We start from the raw sequence: 26,435 nt of genomic DNA, 5'->3' as shown, positions 1-26,435 counted from the left end.
TACAAAGTCGGGTAACCAAAAGAACGAAAGGTGGTAATTATGAAAACTAAGTTCAAGTCCCAGCGCAAAGGCGCTGTCTTGGCAACAGTAACTGTGGTATCAGTTATGATGGTCGTTATTATCGCAGCGGCTACTCAGTTGGTATCGCATACCAGTACCAGGACAAACAAAGAGTACCGCAAAAAACAGGCGTACTACGTAGCATCGTCTTGTGTGAGAGCGTTTGTTGCACAAACAACAGGTTTTTCACATGAGGCAGGAAACTCAGATGAAGAGATCATAGCAATGATCAATCAGCTGCAGGATATTGCACGATCAGGTGAAGAAATCAAGGTACAGATTGATAAACTTGACCATAATGAAGCAACAGATGTTGGAGAATCTCAGCCCAGATGGAATAATGCAGAATGTTATATTAAGATCGAACCATTCAACAAAAATGGTGGAGGTACTGCAAATTATAACAATCTGAAGGTTATTGCTACAGCTACTTATCTTGGCCAGAAAAAGAAAGTTGTTGCATATCTTACATGTGAGACTCTTCATTATAATCAGTTTACTCCTAAGGCACTTGAAATCATCGGTACTGACGGTGGTATCAAGAATCATTTTGAAAACCTTCAGGTTTACGGTGCAACAGGTGCAACTTCTCAGGCATCACATGATGAGAACGTTCTGTACAAGTTCAATCACAACAGAAACAGACTCTATGGTAATACAGATATCAATGGTTCTATGGCAGTCCAGAATAATAATGTTTTTGGAAGCAATCCTTACTATCTTGCCGGCGTTGATGATTCAAAGGGATGCGCAGTGAATGTTTCCAGATCTATGATATTCAGTGCAAACACTCCTTCATTTGTGCCCGATCATTCCAAGGATCTTTTCAATACAGATCTTAATCCACAGAGTACAATGTGGAACTACAACTATCTCAATGTTCTTGAGGGATTGGTGTTTACATCCAATGGTGCTAGTGTAGGCGTAAACGACACTAATTCAGTTGATACCTATACATCTATGCTTTATTTAGGACCGGAACCTGGCGTTGAGATCAAGACAGCTATTGCAAGAAAGCACCCCTCTGATACCGATGTTGATTATGTCAGCTTCTGGGATACAAAAGAAGGTGTCAAAGACGATTATGGTTTTGGTCAGGGCGCTGGTAACATTTTCCATGGTAATATTTTCACTTATAATTATGATGGAAAATTCTTTAATGGCGATATGATGGTATATGCTAACGACACAGTAATCAGTGGTGATATTTATCTTTCAGGTGATCTTTATATTACTGCTTCTGAGGGTCAGTTTAAAGCACATAGTATCATTCTGCTCCCCGGTAAACATGTCTATAAGTGTCAAAGAACATATAATGCAGATGGAAGTGTAGCTGCAACGACTGCTACACCTGTTAATGATAGCATATTTGGTATTCCGATACGTGAAGATAACTGGTTGAATCTCCCCAGAGCACAGAGACCTAAGTGTTCGCTGCTTGATGAGACTCCTTACTACTACTATCCCGAGCATCTTATGTGCTGCGAGGAGGGTAATGTTTCAACTATATGGAGCCAGTACAAGAGTATGTATACTGCCGATGAAAACGGTAAAATGTGGAAACTTGATACTGATGTTGTTAAGAACGTTACTCATAATGACTTCAAAAATACAGAAGGTATAGTATATGAGGAAGATGGCGGCTCATTTAAACCCGATTATATCGTAACTGAAGATTGCTACATTGATAAACTTAATAATGATAAGATACTTATTGATGTTGATGCAAGTGGTCAGAAAAACCTTGTGGTTGTTCTGAAGGACGGCGGTTCTCTTACAAATAACAACCTGATTTTGATAAAGAATAGTACAAGTGGCGATGATGAGGATGCTAAGTTCGTATACTTTGTAAGTGATTCCGGTTACGGTACTGCAACAGATGATTATGGTAAAAGCGGAGTTGTTTCAAAGTATGATCCCAATTCATTCAAAACTCCTAGACCCAAATTCAGCTTCAGCGGTGCTCACAATGTTATAATGGATCTCAAAGCATTCTTACACTCTGATGTTTATGATGGCGGTGAAACCGCTAAGGGCAACGGCCAAAGTCTCAATCCTACTAAGGATAAAGATAGGGATGGTTATCTGCTTAGCTCAAACAACATCATTATGCTGTTCACCGAAGGCAGTGAGCTTTTCTGTGATGAGTCCAACACAATACTGCACGCAAGCATTTATATGCCTGAAGCAACTTACAGAACAAGCAATAAGGGCAGAGGCCTTAAGGTCGAACCTTATTATCATGATAACCAGATGCAGTCAGTAGCTATAATTGGCAACCTTGTATGTCATCACTATCAGGTAGATAAAGGTAATGATAATGCGATCGTTTATAACAGCGTTTCACCTTATTCAATGCTTGCTTATGTCAAGGGCTTTGGTGATGAACATGCATCTGAGGCATTTGTACTCAGAAAATATGATGCGTCATAATGCAGGAAGGAGGTCATTAATATGAAATTTAATAAAAAGGGTATGACACTCGTTGAATGCATTATTGCAATGGCAGTCTTTGCTGTTGCTACAACAGGTTTTACAATGGTTGCAACTGCTTGCATGAAAGCACAGGCAAAGACCGGTGCAAGGATGACAAAAACTAATACTCAGAGTACAAATCTTGAGCATTTCTCGACTTATGCTAAAGTCCTTGACCCTGGGTATACTAATGTTTCTCCTATGTACGCTGGTACAAATCAGTTTCAGATGACTTTTAATTTTGAAAAGGCTGGTATCACTGTACAAAATAAAAATGTTTACGGCTATTATGCTAAGCTTGAAGATACTGATAAAGATTCAGTTTTTGATCTGTCATTCTTTACGCCAGCTAATCAGGTACAGCTTTCCGATGGTGAGTACTGGGTAACACTGTACAATTATGACTCTGAACAGCATACCTGGGATATAACCTGTAATTCTGATTTCGCATTCTTTGATAATGAAAAGAATACAACACAACAGCAGACCCTGCCCAGACATATCTGGGCACCGAACGGCGGTTACTATAAGTTTGGTATAAAGCAGAAAACTCCGGGTGTTGGAGATATTACTTCTTGTCTGACTATTCACAGCTATGAGGATAACGCTGATTATCCTCCTGTTGGCATAAGCGATAAGATGCCAAATGGTGCGCTTGGTACTGAAGGCGGAGATAATATGGTTTATATCTATTATTACAATGGTGCTTTCCAGACTCCGGAACAGTTTGATGCAGATCATCCTGATCCTAATGCATAAGGGGGGGCGCAATAATGAAGAAGAATAACAAAAAAGGTTTCACACTGATCGAACTGGTCATTGTTGCGACCATTATGGTTATGATAATGGGTGCTATCCTCAATTGGATCAGACCGATGAACAAATTCTACGAAAGGACTCAGGCTCTTGCCGATTCAAATGATGTCGGCTCGGAAGTGATGGATTTTGTAGACGATGAACTGAGATACGCAACTAACGTTGTTGTATTACAGGATTATCAGGGTGTTCCTAAGCTCGCAGAAGGATATCTGGTGGACACTTCTGGTAATATCTCTTATACAAATGCAAAGTTTACAAATGCTCTCATTATCGATAATGAGAATATAAGAGGTTCTGTGTTCCCTGATTATAATCCAACCAGCACAGTATCACGCAGAAAGCAAGCCAGAGGCTGTATCATTAAGGCTAATATTGATCCGGCTATGGGTATTGACACAGACAATATGAAGTGCCTGGGCACTGAGCCCATTTATAATGACTACGGTTGTACATTTGATGCTACATTGAAAGTTCTTGAGAACAAGAGCACATATGTTACTATTGACATGGAACTTACTAGACCCAGACGCGAGGGTATGTCCTACGTGTTTGATAAGTTCGGTTTCAAGCAGGCTCGTGATTTTGAGCTTGTTAACGTTAACGTTTTAGGCTCTGATAAAATGATGACTGCTGCTCTTTACTCATCACGTGATGGAGCTACAAATCCTCTTGATTATACTAAGTTTGCACAAGCATCAAATACCGGAAGCAATGGTAATGCTGGTGCTTTGTATGGTCAGCGTCACACCTATATTCTGTACACCAGGGATGTTACAGAAGCTGAAAAGGTAAATATAATTATCCGTGATGAGAAGGATTCAAATCAAAAGATTACTATACAAAAGAATTCCGGACAAAATTTAACTCAGGATGAATACAACTCACTGTGGGATAGAGGTAAGATGAATGAAGATACTACCTGGAAACTTTATCCTGATGGTAAGTACAAGAAAAAGAAACTGAATGATATCCTTTGCAATGGCGGTGGTGGTGAGAAGCTTGAAAAATACATAACAACCAGTATTATATCAGATATTGATTGTTATTATGAGTATACTTATGTGGATCGAAATGAGCCTGAAAAGTACTTTATATTCTACGACAGATTCAATGAAGAAAAAGAAGATAAATTAGTTGGAGGAGTATACGAATTTTCAAGACAGGCTCCCTACTATCCTCCTAACCCTGAAGATGGATCTGATGGTGTTGTTTCCATGGGTTATGATGGAAACTGTGATCAAGCCGGTTCGTTTAAATTTATAGGCTGGAGTATTTATGAGGATGCAAATGGTCCGGTTCCTGAAGATGATCCCGATGCTGCTATAGCAGCAGGTTGGTTTGTTAACGGTGCGGTTTACAACTCATTTATGGGTCCTTTCTATGCAATATATGACGAAGATACCAACGTAGAATTTACTGTTCAGGGTATGGGCGATCTCAATATAGGTGAAAATTCCACTGCTGATGATTTGAGAAATAATCCAAGATATCAGGATATGAAGGATGAAGCTGAGGATAATGCGCCTGAAAACGAGATATTCTCGCACTTTGAAGTAGTCGATCCTGAGGATTCTTCCAAGACACTTGGAAACATTGAAACGGTAATTGGAGATCTTGATTATAGTAAAGCACCATTTGAGATCATTCCTGTCTACAAACCCAATACTCGTCCCAACGCATATGAAGTTACAATTAGAATTGATAATGATATTCCACAGTATCAATGGAATGCTTTAATTGTAAGCAAAAAAACTAATAATGGCATACATATGGAAATTACTCAGGAAGATGGTACTACTGAAGTAATGGAGGAAAATTTATATTACCATGCTCAGAAGACCGATATAGTTTTTGCAGGAACAATATTCAAGCTCTATGTTTATGATGATGGTGAGCAGAACATTGAAGTACAGGTAGGTAATTTCCCTGGTATTAGCGTTTCTGGTCCTGACACTATAGCTTTTGATGGTTCTAAAATGATCAGAGGTTAAACTTAACAAAATTCACAAGCGGCTTTAATCAGCCGCTTGCTGAAAAGATTTCCGCAGGTCTTCCTGCGGGAACCTTTTGAGCAAAATGTGAAAAGCTCGTAAAAAAGGGCAAAAAAATACCGCTGAATAATTCAGCGGATATTTTTGAGTTTTTTAAAGGATATTCGCGATGACATTTGAAGTGACTTCAATTGTTTTGTCGAGATCTGTGAAATGTACATAGAATTCTGCGATGGCGTCACCGTAAAGGGCTGCTACCGCGATGCCTAATGCAAGGTAAGGTCCGAAAGCGAACACTGAACTGCCGTTTGAGTGTTTCAGTATTATTCCGACTATCGAGCCTGTCACAAGAGCTATCAGCATGGCGATAAGTACATTCGGCACTCCGAGGAAAAGTCCCGCAGCCGCCATCAGATACACATCTCCCATGCCCATGGCTTTTTCATGGCTCGCAAGTGAGATCACGAGAAGCGGTATACTGATAACCAATGCACCGATGATCATTGATTTCAGGGTGATGCCGCATTCATCACTACAGAATATGTATTTCGGTATCGCGAGAGCGCCAATGAATACTACCACCCATGTGTTGATGAGCTGTGTGTCCCAGTCCATAAAGAATACTACTATCAGTGCTGATGTCATCAGTGAAACGATGGCTGCATAAAGCGGATGGGATATCACATCAAAATGCAGGAAGATAACGAGGTAGCAGATTCCGTTGAGCAGTTCGACAACTGTGTATCTGGGCGAGATCTTAGCACCGCAGGCATGACATTTGCCGCGCAGCAGACACCAGCTTACAACAGGTATGAGATCACGTTTCCTGATCGGTGTGCCGCAGGTCATGCAGTGAGAATTGCTTTTTATCAGGCTCTCACCAAGTGGCAGACGGTAAATACACACGTTCAGAAAGCTGCCGATGCATATGCCAAAGATAAAAACGAACACGTATACCATTATAAGATAGAGTGTTTCGGTATCCACCTTTGATCTCCTCCTTTCTTAAAAAATTGATATGCATTCGCATTTCATATATATATTTTACCACAGTTTTACGAGAATTACAAGAGGTATTAATAATTTAAGAATTTATTCAAAAATTTATTTTTCCGCATAAGGCGGAGTTAGGAGCGTATCTATGAGAAACGGACCAATTGGACAATATCTGGTTGAAAAGAACCTGCTGAGTGAAGCAGACCTGAACGCCGTTCTTGAAAGGCAGAAGACCGAAAAGGACAAAAAGTTCGGCGATCTGGTCATCGAGATGAAGCTTGTCAGCGATATCGATTTTGCAAAAACGCTGGCAGAAAGAATGAATGTCGAGTTTATCGATCTTGATAATGCACAGCTGAATGCTGATGTTGTCAAGCTGATACCCGAGGCTACAGCAAGAAAATATACTGTTATTGCCGTTAAGAAGATAGGCAGACGTATGATGGTCGCTACAAACGACCCCATGAACTTCTACGTTTTTGAGGACCTGAGAGTTATCACAGGCTGCAATATCACAGCTCAGCTTGCTACAAAGGCTGCGATAAACAGAGCCATCGGTAAGATGTACTCCGAAGGTGCTGCTGCTAAGGTGGCTGAGGAGGCTAAGCAGGAGAAGGAAGAAGAGTCCGTAAGCCTGGATGAGATCGATCTCAGTTCCGACCGTGTTGATAATGCGCCTATCGTTAAGCTGGCAACTGCCATAGTTGAGCAGTCCTACCGTCAGGGCGCGACGGATATCCACATCGAGCCTTTCAAGGATCACACCAAGATCAGAGTCCGTATCAACAGTGACCTGGTTCCCCTTATGGAAGACCTCGACTCAAGACTTCACGTATCACTGGTAACAAGATTCAAGATCCTCTCGGGTATGAATATAGCCGAGAAGCGTATACCTCAGGACGGCCGTATGTCGCAGGTCATCGACGGCACAACCGTTGACCTCCGTGTGTCCAACCTGCCAATGGTATACGGTGAGAAGGTCGTTCTCCGTATCCTCGCGGGCGACAGCTCCGTAAGACGTATACAGGATCTCGGTATGACAGACTATAACTACAAGAGATTCGTTTCTTGTCTGAAGGTTCCTCAGGGCGTGGTACTGGTTACAGGACCTACCGGTTCCGGTAAGTCTACCACACTGTACGCAGCTCTCGGTGAGATCGCGAAGCCTAACCTTAACGTTATCACCGTTGAAGACCCTGTCGAGAAGAAGATCGCCAATATCAATCAGTGTCAGATAAACGAGAAGGCAGGCATGACCTTTGCGGCTGCTCTGCGTTCTATCCTTCGTCAGGACCCTGATATCATAATGATCGGTGAGATGCGTGATACCGAGACTGCAGAGATCGGTATCAGAGCCGCTATCACAGGACACCTTGTGCTGTCCACACTTCATACCAACGACGCTGCTTCCACTGTTACAAGACTTGTGGATATGGGCGTTGACGCATACATGGTTGCTACTTCGCTTATCGGCGTTGTTGCACAGAGACTTGCTAAGGTCGTTTGTACAAACTGCCGCGAGGGCTATATGTCTGACGCTGAAGAGAACGAACTGATGGGTATTCCTGAGTCTATCCCGATATACAAGCCTGTGGGATGCTCCAAGTGTACAAGAGGCTACACAGGACGTACCGCTATCCATGAGATCCTTCTGGCTACACCTAAGATGAAGGAGATCATCGCTGCAGGTGCTAAGAGTGAGCAGATACAGGAACTTGCAAAGGAAGAAGGCTGCCGTCTGCTGCGTGATAACGTTTCCGAACTTGTTCAGCAGGGCAGAACTACCATAGACGAGCTGGTACGTGTTACCTACGCCGTATAAAAATGTTAAGCTTAGATGGCTGTTGGGGTTTTGTGTCAGACTATACTATTCAGTTCAGGACGATAAACAGTCAGCTATAAATATATTGTTTGGAGGTATAAACAAATGGCAATTGATATTAACAAGATACTGGACGAATCCAGAGCACTGGGCTGCTCGGACTTGCACTTTACCGTTGGTATCCCCCCCATAGTAAGACAGGGTGGTAACCTGAGAAAGCTGTCAAGCTATCCCGATATGACCGAGATCGAAATTCTCAGAGTGTGCGAGGATATGTGTAACGACAGACAGAGACAGCAGATCAAGGATAAGATCGATACTGACTTTACATATGTATCAAGCAGAGGTTTCCGTCACAGAGTTAACGTTTACCATCAGAGAGGCAATACTGCTATCGCTATCCGTCTGCTGAGAAACGATATCCCTACTCTTACCGATCTGGATCTGCCTCCCGTACTGGCTGAATTCGTAATGCGTCCCCGTGGTCTTGTGCTTGTAACAGGTCCTACTGGTTCCGGTAAGTCTACTACACTGGCTGCTATGATCGACCACGTTAATATCCATAAATCTTCTCATATCATAACAGTTGAGGATCCTATCGAGTATCTGCACTCCCACAAGAGATGTATGATCAACCAGAGAGAGATCGGACCCGATGTACCCAGCTTCTCCATGGCGCTGAGAGCTGCGCTCCGTGAGGACCCTGATATCATACTCGTCGGAGAAATGCGTGACTTCGAGACTATCGAAGCTGCCGTAACCGCCGCAGAAACAGGTCACCTGGTTATGTCTACACTTCATACCACTGACGCTGCTTCCACCATCGACCGTATCATCGACGTATTCCCTGCACACCAGCAGCACCAGATCAGAACTCAGCTGGCGTCCGTACTCGTTGGTATCTGTACTCAGACTCTCTGCCGTACTTTCGACGGTACAAGCCGTGTAGCTTGCTGTGAGATCCTGAACGCTACTGACTCCATCAAGGCTATGATCCGTGACGATAAGGTTCACCTCATCGGTTCCGCAATGCAGACAGGTAAGGCTGTGGGAATGCAGACCATGGACCAGGAGCTTGCAAAGCTGGTTAGAAACAGAACTATCTCCAAGGAAGTTGCACTTGAAAAGTGCGTAAACGCAAACGACCTGAACAGATACATCAATCAGAATATCTGATAATTCAAGGGCTGTACTTCGGTACAGCTCTTTTTTTGATACTGCTCTATGTATCTTAGATACGCATCTGTTGGTATAGCCGATAGTTCTGTTATATGTCTTCGCTTGGTGAGATTTGGCCCCTCGTTCCTCGGGTCGAGAAATCAACGAGCGTACCGCCGTTGATTTCGGCGCGGCAATAATTATACGTCGAAAGAAAGAGCGTGGACATTTGATTTGTCCACGCTCTGGATTATTTGTTATTGCCGCGCCTCTTTGTGGCGGGAGTTTGGTGTTCTATTGACAGTACTATTGTCATGTCGCTTTTGTGCCTTGACCGAGAGGCTCTGCCTCTCGAGCTCTCCGCAAGCCTTTCGCGAAAGGCTTGAGCCAAAGCTCGCCTTTTGGCAGTGTATGCGGGCTATTCATTCCCGAGCCCCTGTCAACAATTATGAATTATGCATTATGAATTATGAATTAAAAAGACAGTTGGTCGGGGTCTTCAAGGTCTTTGGAAAGACAGCCTGCAACAGGGATGGTCTTGCTGCGAAATTTTGAAAGGGTCTCGGCTTCTTCATCGGAGACGATGTATGCCTTTTCCACCTTTGCGTTCTTCGCTTTTAGTGTCATCACCTGTACACCCTGAGTGTTTCTGGTGGTCTTGGGCAGAAGCAGTGCGGTGTCGAAAAGCATCGCTCTGCCATTTGTAGTCCTAAGCATTACCTGCGCGTTGTCGGTGAGTTTCAGTATAGCTACAAGTCCCGACTTGTCGCTGTAAGCATTTGCAAGCTTTTTACGGTTGGTCTTGGTTGCGTAGGAATCAAGGGGAACTTTCGCTGCCTTACCGTTTTCGTATACGAACAGCAGATAGCCCGAATAGTCCATTGTCTCTACCATCGTGTGGAAAGCTTCACCGCTGTCAAAGCCCAGAACTGCGGGGATATAATCGCCAAGATCGCTTGCCTTGGTGTTGCCGAAACGGCTCGCTCTTGACTTATATACGCTGGCTTTGTCCGAGAAGAACAGCAGCTCGGCGCGGTTGGAGGACTCTGTTTCCGACATCATGCGGTCGCCCTCTTTCAGCTTCTGATCGCTTGCCATTCTCAGGGACTGCATAGTACACTTCTTGAAATAGCCGCTCTCGGATATGAACAGCTTGCAGGGGTAATCCTCGATCTCTTCCTCTTCCTCCACCTCTTCGATGTCGCTCTGGTAGAAGAACTGAGTTTTCCTCTCCTGACCGTAGTTCTTGATAACGTCCTTCAGCTCGCTGACGATTATCTGCTTGATCTTCTTCTCACTGCCAAGAACTTCTTCCAGCTCGGCGATCTCTTTTTCAAGCTTTTCGGTCTCGGATGTGCGTTTGAGGATATACTCGCGGTTCAGGTGACGCAGTTTGATCTCGGCAACGTAATCAGCCTGTATCTCATCGATGCCGAAGCCTATCATCAGGTTGGGTACAACTTCGCTTTCTTCCTCGGTCTCGCGGATTATGCGGATAGCCTTGTCGATGTCCAGCAGTATCTTGCCCAGACCTTTCAGCAGATGCAGTTTGTCTTTCTTCTTTTTAAGGTCGAACTCAACACGTCTGCGGACGCAATCCACGCGGAATTTTGTCCATTCGTCCAAAATTTCGTACACACCCATGACCTTCGGATAACCGTGTACAAGGATGTTGAAATTGCAGGAATAGGTGTCCTGCAAAGGTGTAAGCTTGTAAAGCTTCTGCATCAGCTTATCGGGGTCAACGCCCTTTTTGATGTCGATACCTATCTGCAAGCCGTTGAGGTCTGTTTCGTCACGTATATAGGAGATCTCTTTGATCTTGCTTGCTTTTACCAGCGCGATTATCTTCTCGATTATCGCTTCGATGGTGGTGGTGGCTGGTATCTCGGTTATCTCGATGCAGCGCTCCTCTTTGTTGAAGCGGTACTTTGCTCTCAGCTTGACCGAGCCGCGTCCTGTGCGGTATATCTTATCCAGCTCTTCCTCGTCATAAAGCAGATATCCGCCGCCGGGGAAGTCGGGACCTTTCAGAGTATCAAGTGCATTAGCCTCGCTGTTTTTGATAAGTGCTATGGCAGTTTCGCAGACCTCTGTCAGGTTGAAAGGACATACCGATGAAGCCATAGATACGCCGATTCCCACGTTAGCGTTAACGAGTATCGTGGGGAATGTGGCAGGGAAGAGGGTGGGCTCTGTCATTGTGTTGTCGTAGTTGGGGACAAAGTCAACGGTCTCCTTGTCGATATCCCTGAAAAGCTCCTCGCATATGGGTTCAAGCTTAGCCTCGGTGTATCGCGATGCCGCATAAGCCATATCTCTCGAATAGGATTTGCCGAAGTTGCCCTTTGACTGCACATAGGGGTGCAGAAGTGCCTCGTTGCCGCGGGAGAGTCTTACCAGGGTCTCATATATAGCCGCGTCGCCGTGAGGGTTCAGCTTCATGGTAGCGCCCACGATATTGGCACACTTGGTCAGCTTGCCCTTTATCAGTCCCATGAGGTACATGGTGTACAGAAGCTTTCTGTGAGATGGCTTAAAGCCGTCTATCTCGGGGAAAGCACGGGATACTATAACGCTCATGGCGTAGGGCATATAATTCTTTTCAAGGGTCTGGGTTATCTTCTGTTCAGCGACAAGTCCCGCGCCCTCGATGTAAGCATCTATCTTAGGTGCAGCAGCCTTTTTCGGCTCTGCTTTCTTCTTAGCCATGTATAACAACTATCCTTTCAAAGAATGTATTATCAGAATGTCAATCATATCAAATAACTCACTTCAAATCGCGGCACAAAATGATTTGCCAAATGGAAACTCAGCCGCGATGAACTTTTATCAAACTATCGACAAGCCCAACAAAACTTTGTTGCCCACCAATAATTATGAATTATGAATTGTGAATAATGAATTAAGAAATATCTGCCATTTCAAGATATTCAGCGCCGTTGTTGGTGATGAATTCCTTACGTCCTGCCAGGTCGTCACCCAGCAGCATATTGAACATCCACTGGGTCATCTCGATATCATCGGGGTTGACCTTGATAAGACGGCGGGTCTCTGGGTTCATGGTGGTAAGGCTCATCATGTCCGCCTCGTTCTCACCAAGACCCTTCGAGCGCTGTATAGTAAAGCTCTTGTTGCCTATCATTTTGAGTATCTTATCCTTTTCGGGCTCGTCATAGGCGAAGTAGGTCTTGTCCTTGGTGGTAATCTCAAACAGGGGAGACTCCGCAATATACACATAGCCTTGCTCGATGAGTGTAGGTGTCAGGCGGTAAAGCATGGTGAGTATCAGCGTTCTTATCTGGAAGCCGTCCACGTCCGCATCGGTACATATTACTATCTTGTTCCAGCGGAGGTTATCAAGGTTGAAAGCGGAAAGATCCTTTTTCTTGCCTGTGTTTACTTCAACGCCGCAGCCCAGTACCTTTATAAGGTCTGTGATGATCTCGTTCTTGAATATCTTGTCGTAGTCCGCTTTAAGGCAGTTGAGTATCTTACCTCTTACGGGTATTACAGCCTGGAATTCGGCATCTCTTGCCAGTTTAACGGAACCCAGCGCCGAGTCACCCTCCACGATGTAAAGCTCGCGTCTGCTCAGGTCTTTTGAGCGGCAGTCAACGAACTTCTGCACCTGGTTTGAAAGGTCGATAGTGCCCTGAAGCTTCTTTTTGATATTGAGTCTTGAAGACTCCGCACTTTCACGTGAACGCTTGTTGACCAGTACCTGCTCGGCTATCTTCAGAGCCTCGTCGGGATTCTCGATAAAGTATATCTCAAGATTGTGCTTCAGGAACTCTGTCATGCACTCCTTGATGAACTTGTTGTTTATCGCTTTTTTGGTCTGGTTTGCATAGGATGTCTGTGTTGAGAATGAGCTTGATACCAGCACTAGACAGTCTGCTACGTCCTGGAAAGTTATGGGCTTTTCATTTTTATTGTACTTATTATTGGACTTTAAATAAGCATTTATCTGAGAAACGAAAGCGCTTCTTACAGCGTCATCAGGTGAGCCGCCGTGGGAAAGGAAGCTGGAGTTGTGGAAGTATTCCAGAGTCTGCACCTTATTGGAGAACACAAAGGATACACCTAGCTTTACGTTGTATTCGGGTTTGTCCGCACGGTCACGTCCGCGCCTGCTGCCTGAGAAGTACTGTACGTTTGTCAGGGTGTTTTCACCTGCTATCTCCTTGACATAGTCCTCTATGCCGTGTTCGTAGTAGTAGGTGGTCTCCTCAAAGGACATATTCTCGCGCTGTATCCTCAGCAGGAAAGTCACGCCGGGGTTTACCACAGCCTGTTTTTTCAGTATATCCTCAAAGTATTCTTTCTCAATGCTTATCTCGGTGAATACGTCAAGGTCGGGCTTCCAGTGGGTGCGTGTGCCTGTTTTTTTGCTATTGCACTCTTCCTTTTTAAGGCCGCCTATGTTGTCGCCCTTTTCAAAACGGAGTTCATACTTGAAACCGTCGCGGATGACCTCAACGTCCATATATTCGGAGGAATACTGTGTAGCACAGGCGCCAAGTCCGTTTGTACCCAGGGAGTACTCATAGTTGTCGCCCGAGTTATTATTGTACTTGCCGCCTGCGTAAAGCTCGCAGTAAACAAGCTCCCAGTTATAGCGCTTTTCACGCTGGTTGTAGTCCACGGGACATCCTCTGCCGAAGTCCTGAACTTCTATTGAATCATCAAAATACTTGGTGACGATTATCTTATCGCCGTGACCCTCACGTGCTTCGTCTATGGAGTTTGATATTATCTCAAATACCGAATGTTTACAGCCGCCCAGTCCATCCGAGCCGAACATTACCGCAGGGCGCAGACGTACTCTGTCCTTGCCTTTCAGCAGCGTAATGTCTTCATTGCCGTAATCCTGCTTTTTGTTAGCCATTTCATAACCTCACATCATATTATACGCCCTCTGAATAAACAGAGAACAACAGTTCTATTTATTTACAAACAAAGATATTATACCACACTTTACAGCGTTTTGTAAAGAGTGTGTCAAAAAAATTTACGAATTGTCGGATTTAAGGGCGTTTTATTGTACAGATTTTATGAGTATGACGGACATTCCGAAGAAATAAATATTTTGGGAATGATTGACAAAAGAATAAAATCGTGATATCATCTAATTATACGGTAATGACCTGCCGTAATGATAACACTAATAAGGAGAAATATGATGAAGTTAAAAATGATTGCTGCGTTCTCAGCGGCGGCAATGATGCTGTTTACATCGGTCACTGCCTCGGCTGACAACATAAAGCGCACTATCGTCACGGGAGTACGCCTTAACAAGCCGTATATCAACATCAATATGCAGACTTCAAACGGCACGGATATCAGCAATGTAAAATTCGCGCTGAAAAACTCAAAGGGTGTAAAGATCGCGACCTTTACCGGCAAGAACGGCAAGGTAAATATACTTGACGGTACAGCCGTTGATCTTACGGGAATACACGATGTTGACAGCTACAAGAAAATATCCGGTTACGAAAGCCGGTTTCTCGATCCGTATTATACCGGTGCCGATTACAAGGGTTACTATCCCTCAGGCTGTACCGAGATAAACGGTGACAGATATTATTATAAAGGAGATGACGCTCTCAAAATAGCACCCGATGATGAGGTCTTCCTTACCTACAATGATAAGTCATGCTTCAAGATCGTTGATACGATGACTGTCCCTGCCAATAAGATAGTGTTTGATGTGGATAAAAAATTCCTGCAGAACGAGAATAAAACTGACAACTGTTATTTTGTACCCAAAGAAAAAGGTCAGAAGTGCGAGATAACTAAGGATAACAGTTTTCTGATGTATGATCATGCCGGTAAAAGGGAAATGATATCTGCAAGCAAAGGAAAATACGCTATTGTTTTTTCCGGCTGTAGCGGTTCAGAAAGATGTGATGTTTCAGATCACGCGGTGAGTTATTCAAAGGTCAGGATCAAGTTCAATGAAGCTTTCCCCGGGTTAGCGGACAACAATCTTAAAATAACAAAGGATTATTCAGAATATACCGTTACATATGATCTCAGAGGAAAAATGAGTACGGTTTTAGATGATTCACTGAGTTATGCTGTAGTTTCAACATTGTGCTACAGCGGATCTGTGTTAACGTCTTGTGTCCCCGATTCGGAAGGTTATGTTGAGTTCTGGGTAAGTGATGAAACTCTTTCGACTGATATGACGTACACGTTCAACTATTTCAAAATGGTCGATGGTTCTGCGAGATTCGGAGCCGGAGGCGGTTCCGTTATAAAAGCTGATCTTCCAAAGACAAGGGAAAAGATCAGCGTGCTTATGGAGTTCCCGCAGTCGGGATACTGCATAGCTGCTCTCAAGCCTGACAAGTATACCATAGTTATGGAGGACAATACAGACGTAAGAGATTACGATATCTCGGGAGAAAGCTTCACTGTCACCGACACAAAGAAGCTGCAGACTGCGAATGTCAAGATCAGCAAAAAGTCGCTGCTGCTGGGTGACTGCGACCGTAACGGCGTTATAAATGTTAATGATGTCACGGTTTTAGCGGCGCACGTTAGGGGCATCAGAGTTCTCAAGGGCAGAAGCCTTATCGCGGCTGATGTAAATGGGTCAAACAGCATCAATGTAGCCGATATTTCAGCTTTAGCCGCCCATGTAAAAAACAAAAGGCTGTTGCCTAACAAGACAGTCTGATAATGTATTATTATAGTATAATTTATTATAAAGGAGAAGATGATTATGATATCAAAGAAAATCAGAGCACTTTCGGCAGTTATGACGGCTGCTGTGATGTGCGCAATGCCGGTAAGTGCGTTTACGCACGTTGATGACCTGCCTGCTGACAGTGTAACGAATGTAAGACTTAACAAGCCGTATATGAATTTCGGCGTAAAGGCGGGAGAAGATGTGGATATTTCGGACATGAAGTTCGCAGTAAAGGACAGCTCGGGCAACAAGGTGGCAGAGTTTACGGGGCCTGAGGGAAAGCTTAATGTACTTGATGATACTTTATATGATTTTTCGGAAATCCATTCTCTTAATGATCTGAAAAACTACAGCAAGAGGAGCAGTATCCCCTACGATGAATTTATCCCCGACAGAATGAAAGGCGTAAGCCCCAGCGGTTCTCTGAGAAACGGCAAAAGTTACAAGTACAGCTCTTCCAGCGACGGTAGATGCTATATCAGACTGGACGACGAGTGCTACTATTATTATAATGACATAAATAAAATGACGGTAGTTGATACTATGACTGTACCTGCAAATACTATAATTATTGATGCCGACAGCAAATTTCCCGAACTGAAAAATACCGCCAGCAATGTTAAACTGGAACCTTACGAAGATAGTCAGAACTGCGATCTGAAAGGTCTATACTATATGTATCAGCACGCGGGTGAGAAAAATTCCTTTAAAGCTGATACCGGAAAGTATAAAGTATGGTGCAGCGGTGGTTATGTAGGTGATTACTGCGAGGTATATGATAAATCTGTTACTTACAGCAAGGTAAGAATGAAGTTCAATGACGCTTTTCCCGGACTTGCTGATGAAAATCTGACAATAACAAAAGAAACATCCAGTTTTGATGAAAAGCACACCCTGGTATTTGACCTCCGCGGCGATCAAAGCAAGTTAGCGTTTACAGCTGTCTATCACAGCGGTTCGGTGATCAGTGCGCCTATCCCCGATAAGGATGGTTATGTTGAGTTCTGGGTCTCCAATGAGATCCCTGCAGTTGAAATGGATTATGATTTTGACTGGTCATATACTCTGAACTCGGGTTCAACTGTTTTCGGCGGAGGCGGTGGTTCTTTAAGAACTGCGAAACTTGCCAAGAGCATAGAAGATCTGAACTTTGTGTTCAAGTATCCTGAGAAAGACTACTGCCTGTATAATGTCAAGCCTGAGACTTACACTATATATATCGATAACAAGGCTGACAGCAGAGATTACTCGCTGAGTCTCAGCAAGCTGAATGTGAAAGATACAAAGGATATGCAGAGATTCAACGTGACAGTCAACAAAAAGCCGCTGCTGCTGGGTGACTGCAACCGCGACGGTGTTATCGATGTTACCGACGTTGTTATGATCGCGGCACACGTCAAGAGTAAAAGGATCCTTGACGGCAGAGGTCCTGTGACGGCTGACGTTAACGAATCAGGTGATATAAACATCAACGATATTATCGCCATAGCCGCACACGTAAAGGGCAAGAAGCTTATCCCCGCGAAGTATGTATGATCGGGTGAGGATAGCTGATACGGCTGAAATGATCTGAATATTTTTAGCGGGACTGACCGGTTTTGGGCAGTCCCGTTTGCATTAGAATAGGTTTCAAATAATTTGCATAAAAAGCAATAATTGGTCAGTGTGAACGAATTATTGCTATTCTGACGATTTTTCATAATTTTTGGTGATTTTCAAAAAGTCCGAAAAACTGGGAATTTTCAACCAATCGTTAAAAATATTACGAAATTATTTCGTATCGATTATTGCTTATTTGTATGGTCGAAATTTTTACATTTTATATTTTTAGGATACAACTTGTACGGAAAAGCCCCTAATTTCAACCGAATTCAGCTGAATTTTTTATGTTCCTTGACAATTAATCGCAATAATTAACAAATGTAATCGTTTAATCAGCAAAAAATGCCTTGTAAATTTTCGCAAATTTGGTAAAATTTTTAATAGAGACGGTCAATAATTGCGAAAACACTATGGCACGTCAATATATGACAAAGATCAGTCAGCATAGGTGAGCAAAAAACTTACAGCGTATGATCTGCCGGGTGTCATACAGAGGTGCCTTGGGTCATGTTTTTGCATATTGGGAGAGGTTCCCGATGGAATGTGGTTGGACCGTCCGAATACACAAACTTAAACTGAAAGAGAGGTAATTAGTTTATGAAGAAATCAGTTACAAAGCGCATAACAAGTGCTTTTGTTGCCGGTATACTGATGGTTTCACCTATTATATCATCAGTTACTGCATCTGCTGCTAAGGTACTGACAACAAGCCCTTCGCACACACAGGAAGTCGGCTGGTACAATGATTACCATCACGAGATCTGGCAGGCAGATACCCCTAACTCTTCTACTATGACACTGCACGACAATGACGGCGGTTTCAGCACATCATGGAAGTGCGGTCCTAACGGTTCAAGAGGTAACTTCCTTGCTCGCCGTGGTCTTTACTGGGGTCTGAATAACCCTAAGACTTACAAGGATTACGGTGATTTCTACTGTGATTACGACTGCAACTGGCAGGCAGGTTCATCAGGTAACTCCAGAATCTGTATCTACGGCTGGGCTCAGAATCCTCTGGTAGAGTACTACATCATCGAAGACTGGAAGAACTGGTCTCCTGCACAGGATTCCTCTGCACAGTACAAGGGTTCCGTTACTATCGACGGCAGTGAATACAAGATCTATACAAGTGCAAGAAATTCCTACACCATCGAAGGCAACAAGAATTTCACACAGTATATCAGCATCCGTCAGAACCTTAGAACTAAGGGTACAATCAGCGTTTCCGAGCACTTCAAGGCTTGGGAATCCAAGGGTCTGAAGATGGGCAACCTGTACGAAGTTGCTTTCAACGTTGAAGGTTGGGAATCCGACGGTTCAGCTGATGTTAATCTGAAGATGTATGAAGGCAAAAGTGGCTACACTCCTGACCCCGAGCCGGAGGAGCCGGAGATCGAGGGTACACTGTACTCCGCTACATTCGAGAACGGCACCAATTCCTGGTCAGGCAGAGGTTCTGCAAGTGTAACATCATCTTCTTCCAAGGCTTATGAGGGCAGCAAGTCCCTGTATGTAAGCGGCAGAACTGATAACTGGAACGGCGGTGAAGTAGATGTCAACACTTCTACTTTCAAGCCCGGCAGCGCTTACAGCTTCAGCGCTATGGTAAATCCTACCGAGAGCACAACTGTTCAGCTGTCTATGCAGTATGATCAGAATGGTACCACAAATTACACTCAGATAGCTGAGGGCACCTGCACAGCAGGCAAGTGGACAAAGCTTGAGAACACTAACTTCACAATTCCTTCGGGCGCATCCAACGTAAAGATGTACGTTGAAGCTCCCGACAGCCTGTGCGACATCTATGTTGACAGAGCTATAATCGCAAACAAAGGCTACACCGCAGAAGGTACTGGCACAGGTACAGGCGGCACAAGCGCAACTGTTCCTTCAAACGTTAAGATGGAATACAGCAGCCAGTACAACCAGATGAGATTCACTTGGGACGCTGTAAAGGGCGCTGACAAGTACGGCATCGCAGTTTATCTGGCAGGTAAGTGGAGAGTTCAGGATTCCAACATCTCCGGCACTTCTTACACTACTCCCAAGGGCCTTACTCCCAACATGAGCTACAGAGTAGCAATTGCTGCAAGAGTAAACGGCAAGTGGGATACAGCAGGCGCTCTGGACAGCTACGTAGTAGTGACCACCAGATCCTACAACAACATTCAGTACCGCACACCTGTTTACACCAACAACGGCGGTAACGAAGAAAACAACGGCGGTAATAACGGCGGAAACAACGGTGGCAATAATGGCGGCAACAACGGCGGAAACAATGGTGGTAACAACGGTTATTACGTTGACCCCAGCAAGCCTATGGTAGCTATCTCTTTCGATGACGGTACTGCACAGGGTTACTCCGGTCAGAGAATCATCGATGCTCTCTATAAGAACGGCTTCCACGCAACATTCTTCTATGTTGGCAACTGGATCGGCAAGCCTGATCAGGTTCGTGATGCTTACAGCAAGGGCATGGAGATCGCAAACCACACTATGTCTCACCCCAACCTGACTGAGAAAAACGCAAGCCAGATCCGTTCTGAGTATGATAACTGTGCAAGCAAGCTGAAGAGCATCATCGGCGCAGAGCCTTCCAAGCTCCTCAGACTGCCTTACCTGGCTTCCAACTGGCAGGTTCAGCAGACACTGTACGATGTTCCTATGATCACTTGTGCTATCGATACACAGGACTGGAACGGTGCATCTGCATACCAGATCGAGAACACTATCAAGAACGCAGCTAACAACGGTTCTCTGAACGGTGCTATCGTTCTCTGCCACGAGACTTATGACAATACTGCTACAGCTATGGAGAGTGTTCTTCCTTGGCTGAAGTCTCAGGGCTATCAGGTAGTTACCATTTCTGAAATGTTCGCAGCTAAGGGCAAGACCCTGAACGGCGGTCAGATCTACACAAAGGTAAGCTGATTTTCATTAAAAAGACCATATTAATAAGGTCGGAGGAGATCTCATCTGAGGTCTCCTCTGATCTTTTTGTTAAAATATATGCCAAATACTAAAATTTCTGTGAAAATGATTGACGTCTTGTATAAAGTGTGATATAATATAAAAAATTACCTTATATGCCCGTGGTCTATATATTTTTCACGGCGATATGGTAGCCAAAAACAAAAAGCGGAGACATATATACCGTGCTGCAAGGCGGGTCTGAGTATCGACCGAGGAGAGCGGTATATCGTAAATGTGTGTTGTACACACTGTTGATGTTCACGTAAGGAGGAACAAGCCAATGAGCGGAAACTATACTCTGAAGAAAGTAACTGCTGGACTGCTGGCATTCGTGCTTGCGGCAGGTATGATGCCTGTAAGTGCAGAGAGCTTTTCGAAAGATGGTGCAGCTGTTGTTGCTGTTACCGCTGTAAACGAGAAAGAAGAAACTGAGATATGGAGCGGTAAAGGCAAGGGCACTAAGGCCGAGCCTTATCAGATCGCATCTGCTGATGAATGGAAAAAGCTGGCTGAAAAGGTAAATGAAGGCGAAAGCTTCAGCGGCAAATATTTCAAACTTACAAAGGATATAACAGTTACTGATATGATAGGAAAGAACGAGCATCCCACAGAGACTGTGAGCCGTCCTTTCTCCGGAATTTTTGATGGTAACTATCATACAATAACTCTCAAGATAGACGAATCCGAAAAGGAAGCCGATAAAATGACACACTGCGCTGCTCCTTTCTGTGGCGTAAAGGATGCTGTCATCAAGAATATGATCGTTAAGGGTTCTGTTAAGAGCGGTATACATTCTGCTGGCGTTGTTGGTGCTGCGCTGGGAACTCTGGAGATCGAAAATGTTCTGGTAACTGCTGATATCAGCGGCGGAACCCATAACGGCGGACTTATCGGTCACAGCTATAATGCAGAAGTAAAGCTCAAGAACTGTGGTTTCACAGGAACTGTAAAGGCTTCCGATGTTGCCTGCGGTCTTGTTGGCTGGTGCGGATATAATGCAAATGTTACTGTAAGTAACTGCCTGATAGACGGAAAGTGCTCCGATGCAAGTATAGTTCATCCCGTTGCTGACGGTATGAGCGGTACTGTAACTATAAAGGACACATATTCTACTATTGAGGCTGTCGGTGGAAACGCTCTTGCTTTCAAAGGTGAAGTAAAGAAAGTTTCGGATATAACAGCACCTGTTGCTGTTGAAGATCTGGTATATGATGAAGAAGAGCATGAGCTCATAACCGCAGGTTCTGTTAAAGACGCTAAAATGGTTTACAGCCTTTCGGCTAACGGTACCTATACAGAGGAACTGCCTAAGGTCAAGGAGGCAGGTGAATACAATGTCTGGTACAAGCTGGAAGGCATGGGCAACTGCACAGCTAAGTCTGTGAAAGTTACTGTTGAAAGAGCAGATATCGAACCTACAGTATCTGTTGCTAACTGGGCATTCGGCGATGAACCCAGCGTTCCCGTTGTTGACGGAAACAAGGGCGAGGGCGAAGTCACTTTTGAATACAAGCCCAAGGATGCAGAGGATTCCGAATATACCGATAAGGTACCTACCGAGGTAGGCGACTATACACTTAGAGCAACTATTGCAGAAACTCAGAACTTCAAGGGTGCTGAGGCTCTTGCTGATTTCTCACTTGAGATAAAGTACACCTGGCACGATGCTGCTGAAGCTGACTGCGAGAATGACGGAAACACAGGTTATTATGACGGCTCTGACGGAAAGTTCTATGTTTTCGCAGACGGTGCATATCAGGAGATCGAGAAGGATTCCTGGAAGGTACCCGCAACAGGCCACACCTATGGTGAGCCCGAGTGGAACTTTACAGATGACTTCAGAAATGCTGTTGCTTCCTTCAAATGTGAAGACTGCGACCACGTTGAGAATATCAAGGCTATCGTAACTTCCAAGATCATGGATGCTACCTGCACCGAGGACGGCAAGGCAGTATGTACCGCAATTGCAGAGTTCAATGGTAAGGTATACACTGAAACAAAGGAAACTATTCTTCCCGCTCTGGGTCACTCCTACACTAAGACCGAGTGGATCTGGAACAAGAATGCAAGCGGTGCAACTGTAAATGTTATCTGCGAAAAGTGCGGTGACGTCAAGACAGCTGAAGCTGAAATTTCAGTAAAGACTATAAATCCTACATATAATACCGAGGGCAAGAAGATCTATACTGCAACAGCAACAATCGACGGCGTTGAGTATACAGATGTAAGAACGATCACTATAAACAAGCTTTCCACCGCTACTGAGCTTTCTTATGAAGCAGGCAACGGTTCTGCTGTGCTTTCATGGACACCTGTAGCGGATGCTGAGAAGTACGCTGTATGTGCATATATCAGCGGTGTATGGCGTAAGTTCGACGAGGTCGACGGTACTTCCTATGAGTTCAAGGGTCTGAATCCCGGAGTAGTATACAAGGTAGCTGTTATAGCATATGCAAACGGCAGCTGGAGCAACGATGTTTCCAATTCTATAGGCATTGGATGCAAGTCTAAGTTCCCCGGCGTAGATGTTGAAGTGTCTCACAAGAGATTCAAGCTCACCTGGACACCTGTTGAGGGCGCTGAAAGATACGCAGTCGGAGCTTATATCAACGGCGAATGGAAGATTCTTGCAAGAGAAGACGGCGACGTTACAAGCGTTATATCACCTGAGTTTGAATCCGGCACTTATAAGATGGTAGTATGTGCTAGGATCAACGGCGAGTGGGATCTTAGAAAGCTGGAATCCAGAACATTTGAAGTTACCATTGGCTGATCGAAGATCATTGATATGAAGATAACAGGACAAAGAGGCTGTTCTCTTTGTCCTGTTTTGTTTGGTAAAATTGCACGTTTAATCGTTTAAGTTTTTGTAAGGCATCGATTTTGTAGCTAGTATATGAGAACGGAAAATTTGTCTGTATGCGCGGAATTTGTACGGTTTCTCGTGAAAAACTGCCTTGATATGATAAGATAAAATGTGTATACGTTAAATGATTTTGTTTCATGTAATCGTTTAATTAATTATATTAGCTATTGACAAACAACAAACAATATAGTATATTTTAAAAATATAGGGATATTATATTTATTATGCCTAAACCGGAAATCTTTATTTATCGAGAGGAGAATGGAAATGATATTTAAGAAGATTACCGCAGCAGTTTCGGCACTTGTTATGGCAGCAGGAATGGTTTCTGTACTGCCTCAGGACAATTCACCGGTACTGACGGCAAACGCAGCTTCGGCATACAACTATGCAGAGGCACTCCAGAAGTCTATGTTCTTCTATGAAGTACAGCAGTCGGGCGTACTTCCCGAATGGAACACTGTACAGTGGAAGGATGACTGTATGGTGGATGAAGACGGCAACGAGACCGACTATGTAAAGGGCGGCTGGTTCGATGCAGGCGACCACTTCAAGTTCTGTCTTACAAATGCTTATTCAGCTTCAATGCTTGCATGGGGCTACCTTGAGTACAAAGATGCTGTTGACAACGCAGGCATGGGCGAGCTTTACAGAAACAATCTCAAGTGGGGACTTGACTATGTAATGGCATGCGATAAGGGCAACGGCAAGATGGTAGGTACCATCGGTGACTTCACAGGCGGTTCTACCGACCATAACATCTGGTGCAGCTCAGAAGTATATCTCCGTAAACACCACCTCAACAACGGCGACTGGGAGCGTCCTTATGATGTGATCGAGAATTCTTCTGTTGCAGGTCTTTCTGCTGCTGCTCTTGCACAGGGATATCTCGTATTCAAGGATTCCGATCCCACAACTGCGGCACAGTACCTCAAGCACGCTAAGGATCTGTTTGCCGGTGCTGACAAGATAAGAGATTGTTCAGATATCGGCGGTATGACAGGTATGTACAAAACAGAGTCATGGGTAGATGACTGTATGTTTGCTGCTCTCTGGCTTTATAAGGCTACAGGCGATAAGACATATCTCAATAAGGTAGAAAATGAATACATACCGATATTCCCTCTGGAAGAACAGGATACAGCACGTAAGTTCACATGGGGACTTTGCTGGGATGATACTTCACAGGGTGCTGCATTCCTCTACGCTCAGATAACAGGAAACAAGGAGTGGACTGCTCACGTTAAGCGTCATCTTACTTACTGGATGGGCGAGGATTCTAAGTCGTTCTTCGGAAAGATAACACCCAAGGGACTTTCTTGGCTGTTCCAGTGGGGCTCTCTGCGTCACGCAACAACGACAGCTTTCCTTGCAAAACTCGGTTCCGATACACTTTTCAAGGGTACAGATGTTGAGAGTAAGTTCAGCAAGTGGGGCGACCTCCAGATGAACTACTGCTTCGGCGATAACGAAATGGGTTACAGCTATGTTCTCGGCATGGGTGAGAAGTCGCCTTCTGCTATCCATCACAGAAACGCTTCCGGCGTACACGATGACCACTGGAACGAACTCGGTCAGGAATCCGGCGGAAACGAAGGCTGGCAGACAGAATATGCTCATACTCTCTACGGCGCACTTATCGGCGGTCCTGACAGTTCCGGTAAATACGGCGATTACAAGGTCGCTGACTTCCAGTATACAGAGGTCGCTATAGACTACAACGCAGGTTACACCGCTTGTCTGTGTGCTATGATCGACGATTACGGCGGAAAGCCTCTCGCAAACTTCCCTGAAACAGAAACACCCAAGTGGGCTGAATGGGAAGTTGCAGCTGTACTCAACGGCAAGGGCAGCAGCTATTCCGAGATCAAGGCATGGGCTATGAACCATACCGCTTGGCCTGCAAGAGTTGCTAAGGATATCGAATACAGATACTTCTTCGATGCTTCCGAGATCTTCGATGCAGGTTTGACTATCGATGATATAAAGGTTATAAGCAATAGCCAGCAGTATAAGGAAGGCGAACAGGGCTATGCTACTGTAAGCGGTCCTTATGTATATGAGGGCGACAAGACAGGCAATACCCTTTATGCAAAGATCAAGTTCGAAGACGGCAGAGCTATACAGCCTACCGGTCAGAGCGAGCACAGAGATGAAGTACAGTTCAGGATCTCTATTCCCGATGCTATAAACGGCAAGTCTACCGCAGGCGCTTGGGATCCTACAAACGACTGGTCTTACAAGGGCGGTTTAGCAACAGCTTCTGACATCAAGAGCGATGCAGCTCTCAACAAGAATATACCTATGTACGTAAATGGTGTACAGGTTTGGGGTACTGAGCCTAACGGCAAGACTGCAAGCCAGACCGAGTACGTATTCAAGAGAAACGGTGGCAGCTCTACTCCTGTTTCTACAAATCCTACCGCTAAATGCGATGCTACCACTACCACCACTGCAAAGCTCAGCTGGAATAGCGTAAGCGGCGTTTCCAAGTATGGCGTATTCGGTTATTCCAATGGCAAGTGGTCGAAAATCACTGATATAACAGGCACTTCTTACACGGTAAGCGGTCTGAAGGCAGGCACAAGCTACAAGTTTGCCGTTCTTTCAAATAATAACGGCACGTACGATGGTGACTACTCCAAGGCTATAACTGTTACTACCCAGAAAGAGAGCAGCCAGATCGATTATCCTACAAACATCAAGGTAAATTACAATACCCAGTACCATCAGGTACAGCTCGTTTGGGACAAGGTTGCAGGTGCTGACAAGTACGGCATCGCTGTATACCTGGCAGGTAAGTGGAGAGTTCAGACCTCCAACGTTACTACAAACAGCTATGTAACTCCTAAGAACCTGACTCCCGGCATGACCTACAAGGTAGCAGTTGCTGCAAGAGTCAACGGTAAGTGGAACACAGCTGATCCTATCAAGAACGCTGTAACTGTTACTGTCAAGTAATTTACAGTTCCA

At 44.5% G+C, this 26,435-nt stretch carries 13 protein-coding genes; 10 read left to right on the top strand and 3 right to left on the bottom strand.

The window, feature by feature from the left end; translation table 11 throughout:
* The first annotated feature begins 39 nt into the window (after nucleotides 1-39).
* From BM265_RS08695 to BM265_RS08685, 3 genes are read left to right on the top strand one after another with little or no spacing between them, the layout of a single operon-like run.
* Nucleotides 40-2,493 (top strand): hypothetical protein, encoded by a 2,454-nt coding sequence (locus BM265_RS08695; protein WP_074961181.1) that lies wholly within the window; start codon nucleotides 40-42, stop codon nucleotides 2,491-2,493.
* Between the two features lie 21 nt (nucleotides 2,494-2,514).
* Nucleotides 2,515-3,294 carry a type IV pilus modification PilV family protein gene (locus tag BM265_RS08690; protein ID WP_074961180.1) on the top strand — a complete coding sequence of 260 codons (780 nt, stop codon included), beginning with the start codon at nucleotides 2,515-2,517 and terminating at the stop codon, nucleotides 3,292-3,294.
* A 14-nt stretch (nucleotides 3,295-3,308) separates the two neighbouring features.
* On the top strand, nucleotides 3,309-5,345 hold the full coding sequence (locus BM265_RS08685; RefSeq protein WP_074961179.1) for a PilW family protein: 2,037 nt from the start codon (nucleotides 3,309-3,311) through the stop codon (nucleotides 5,343-5,345).
* A 153-nt stretch (nucleotides 5,346-5,498) separates the two neighbouring features.
* On the opposite strand, the gene BM265_RS08680 is transcribed toward BM265_RS08685, so the two are convergent.
* Complete coding sequence (locus tag BM265_RS08680; RefSeq protein ID WP_074961178.1) at nucleotides 5,499-6,332, bottom strand: prepilin peptidase; 834 nt, start codon at nucleotides 6,330-6,332, stop codon at nucleotides 5,499-5,501.
* A 154-nt stretch (nucleotides 6,333-6,486) separates the two neighbouring features.
* On the opposite strand from BM265_RS08680, the gene BM265_RS08675 reads away from it, so the two are divergent.
* On the top strand, nucleotides 6,487-8,163 hold the full coding sequence (locus BM265_RS08675) for a GspE/PulE family protein (protein ID WP_074961177.1): 1,677 nt from the start codon (nucleotides 6,487-6,489) through the stop codon (nucleotides 8,161-8,163).
* Nucleotides 8,164-8,268: 105 nt separating this feature from the next.
* On the top strand, nucleotides 8,269-9,339 hold the full coding sequence (locus tag BM265_RS08670; protein ID WP_013499005.1) for a type IV pilus twitching motility protein PilT: 1,071 nt from the start codon (nucleotides 8,269-8,271) through the stop codon (nucleotides 9,337-9,339).
* A 456-nt stretch (nucleotides 9,340-9,795) separates the two neighbouring features.
* Here BM265_RS08670 and BM265_RS08665 read toward each other — a convergent pair whose 3' ends face one another.
* Both BM265_RS08665 and BM265_RS08660 read right to left on the bottom strand, forming a co-directional pair.
* The gene (locus BM265_RS08665) at nucleotides 9,796-12,033 is read right to left on the bottom strand and encodes a DNA gyrase/topoisomerase IV subunit A (protein WP_074961176.1); all 2,238 of its coding nucleotides are present in this window, start codon (nucleotides 12,031-12,033) and stop codon (nucleotides 9,796-9,798) included.
* Between the two features lie 193 nt (nucleotides 12,034-12,226).
* Nucleotides 12,227-14,212, bottom strand: coding sequence for a DNA gyrase/topoisomerase IV subunit B (locus BM265_RS08660; protein WP_074961175.1), 1,986 nt, complete (start codon nucleotides 14,210-14,212; stop codon nucleotides 12,227-12,229).
* 294 nt (nucleotides 14,213-14,506) lie between these two features.
* Here BM265_RS08660 and BM265_RS08655 point away from each other — a divergent pair, with 294 nt between their 5' ends.
* The 5 genes from BM265_RS08655 (at nucleotide 14,507) to BM265_RS08635 (ending at nucleotide 26,423) form a co-directional block, all read left to right on the top strand.
* On the top strand, nucleotides 14,507-16,009 hold the full coding sequence (locus BM265_RS08655) for a dockerin type I repeat-containing protein (RefSeq protein WP_074961174.1): 1,503 nt from the start codon (nucleotides 14,507-14,509) through the stop codon (nucleotides 16,007-16,009).
* A 45-nt stretch (nucleotides 16,010-16,054) separates the two neighbouring features.
* Entirely contained in the window at nucleotides 16,055-17,557 is a 1,503-nt protein-coding gene (locus BM265_RS20605; protein WP_081358413.1) for a dockerin type I repeat-containing protein, read from the top strand.
* A 663-nt stretch (nucleotides 17,558-18,220) separates the two neighbouring features.
* Complete coding sequence (locus BM265_RS08645) at nucleotides 18,221-20,554, top strand: glycoside hydrolase family 11 protein (RefSeq protein ID WP_074961173.1); 2,334 nt, start codon at nucleotides 18,221-18,223, stop codon at nucleotides 20,552-20,554.
* Nucleotides 20,555-20,876: 322 nt separating this feature from the next.
* Nucleotides 20,877-23,369: a fibronectin type III domain-containing protein gene (locus tag BM265_RS08640; RefSeq protein WP_074961172.1), complete on the top strand. Its 2,493-nt coding sequence runs from the start codon at nucleotides 20,877-20,879 to the stop codon at nucleotides 23,367-23,369.
* Nucleotides 23,370-23,729: 360 nt separating this feature from the next.
* Nucleotides 23,730-26,423 carry a glycoside hydrolase family 9 protein gene (locus BM265_RS08635; protein WP_074961171.1) on the top strand — a complete coding sequence of 898 codons (2,694 nt, stop codon included), beginning with the start codon at nucleotides 23,730-23,732 and terminating at the stop codon, nucleotides 26,421-26,423.
* Nucleotides 26,424-26,435: the final 12 nt, after the last annotated feature.

Source organism: Hominimerdicola alba, from assembly GCF_900112155.1.
GTDB lineage: Bacteria > Bacillota > Clostridia > Oscillospirales > Ruminococcaceae > Hominimerdicola > Hominimerdicola alba_D.
The sequence above is the reverse complement of the archived record's forward strand: the minus strand, read 5'-3'. Positions and strand labels throughout refer to the sequence as shown.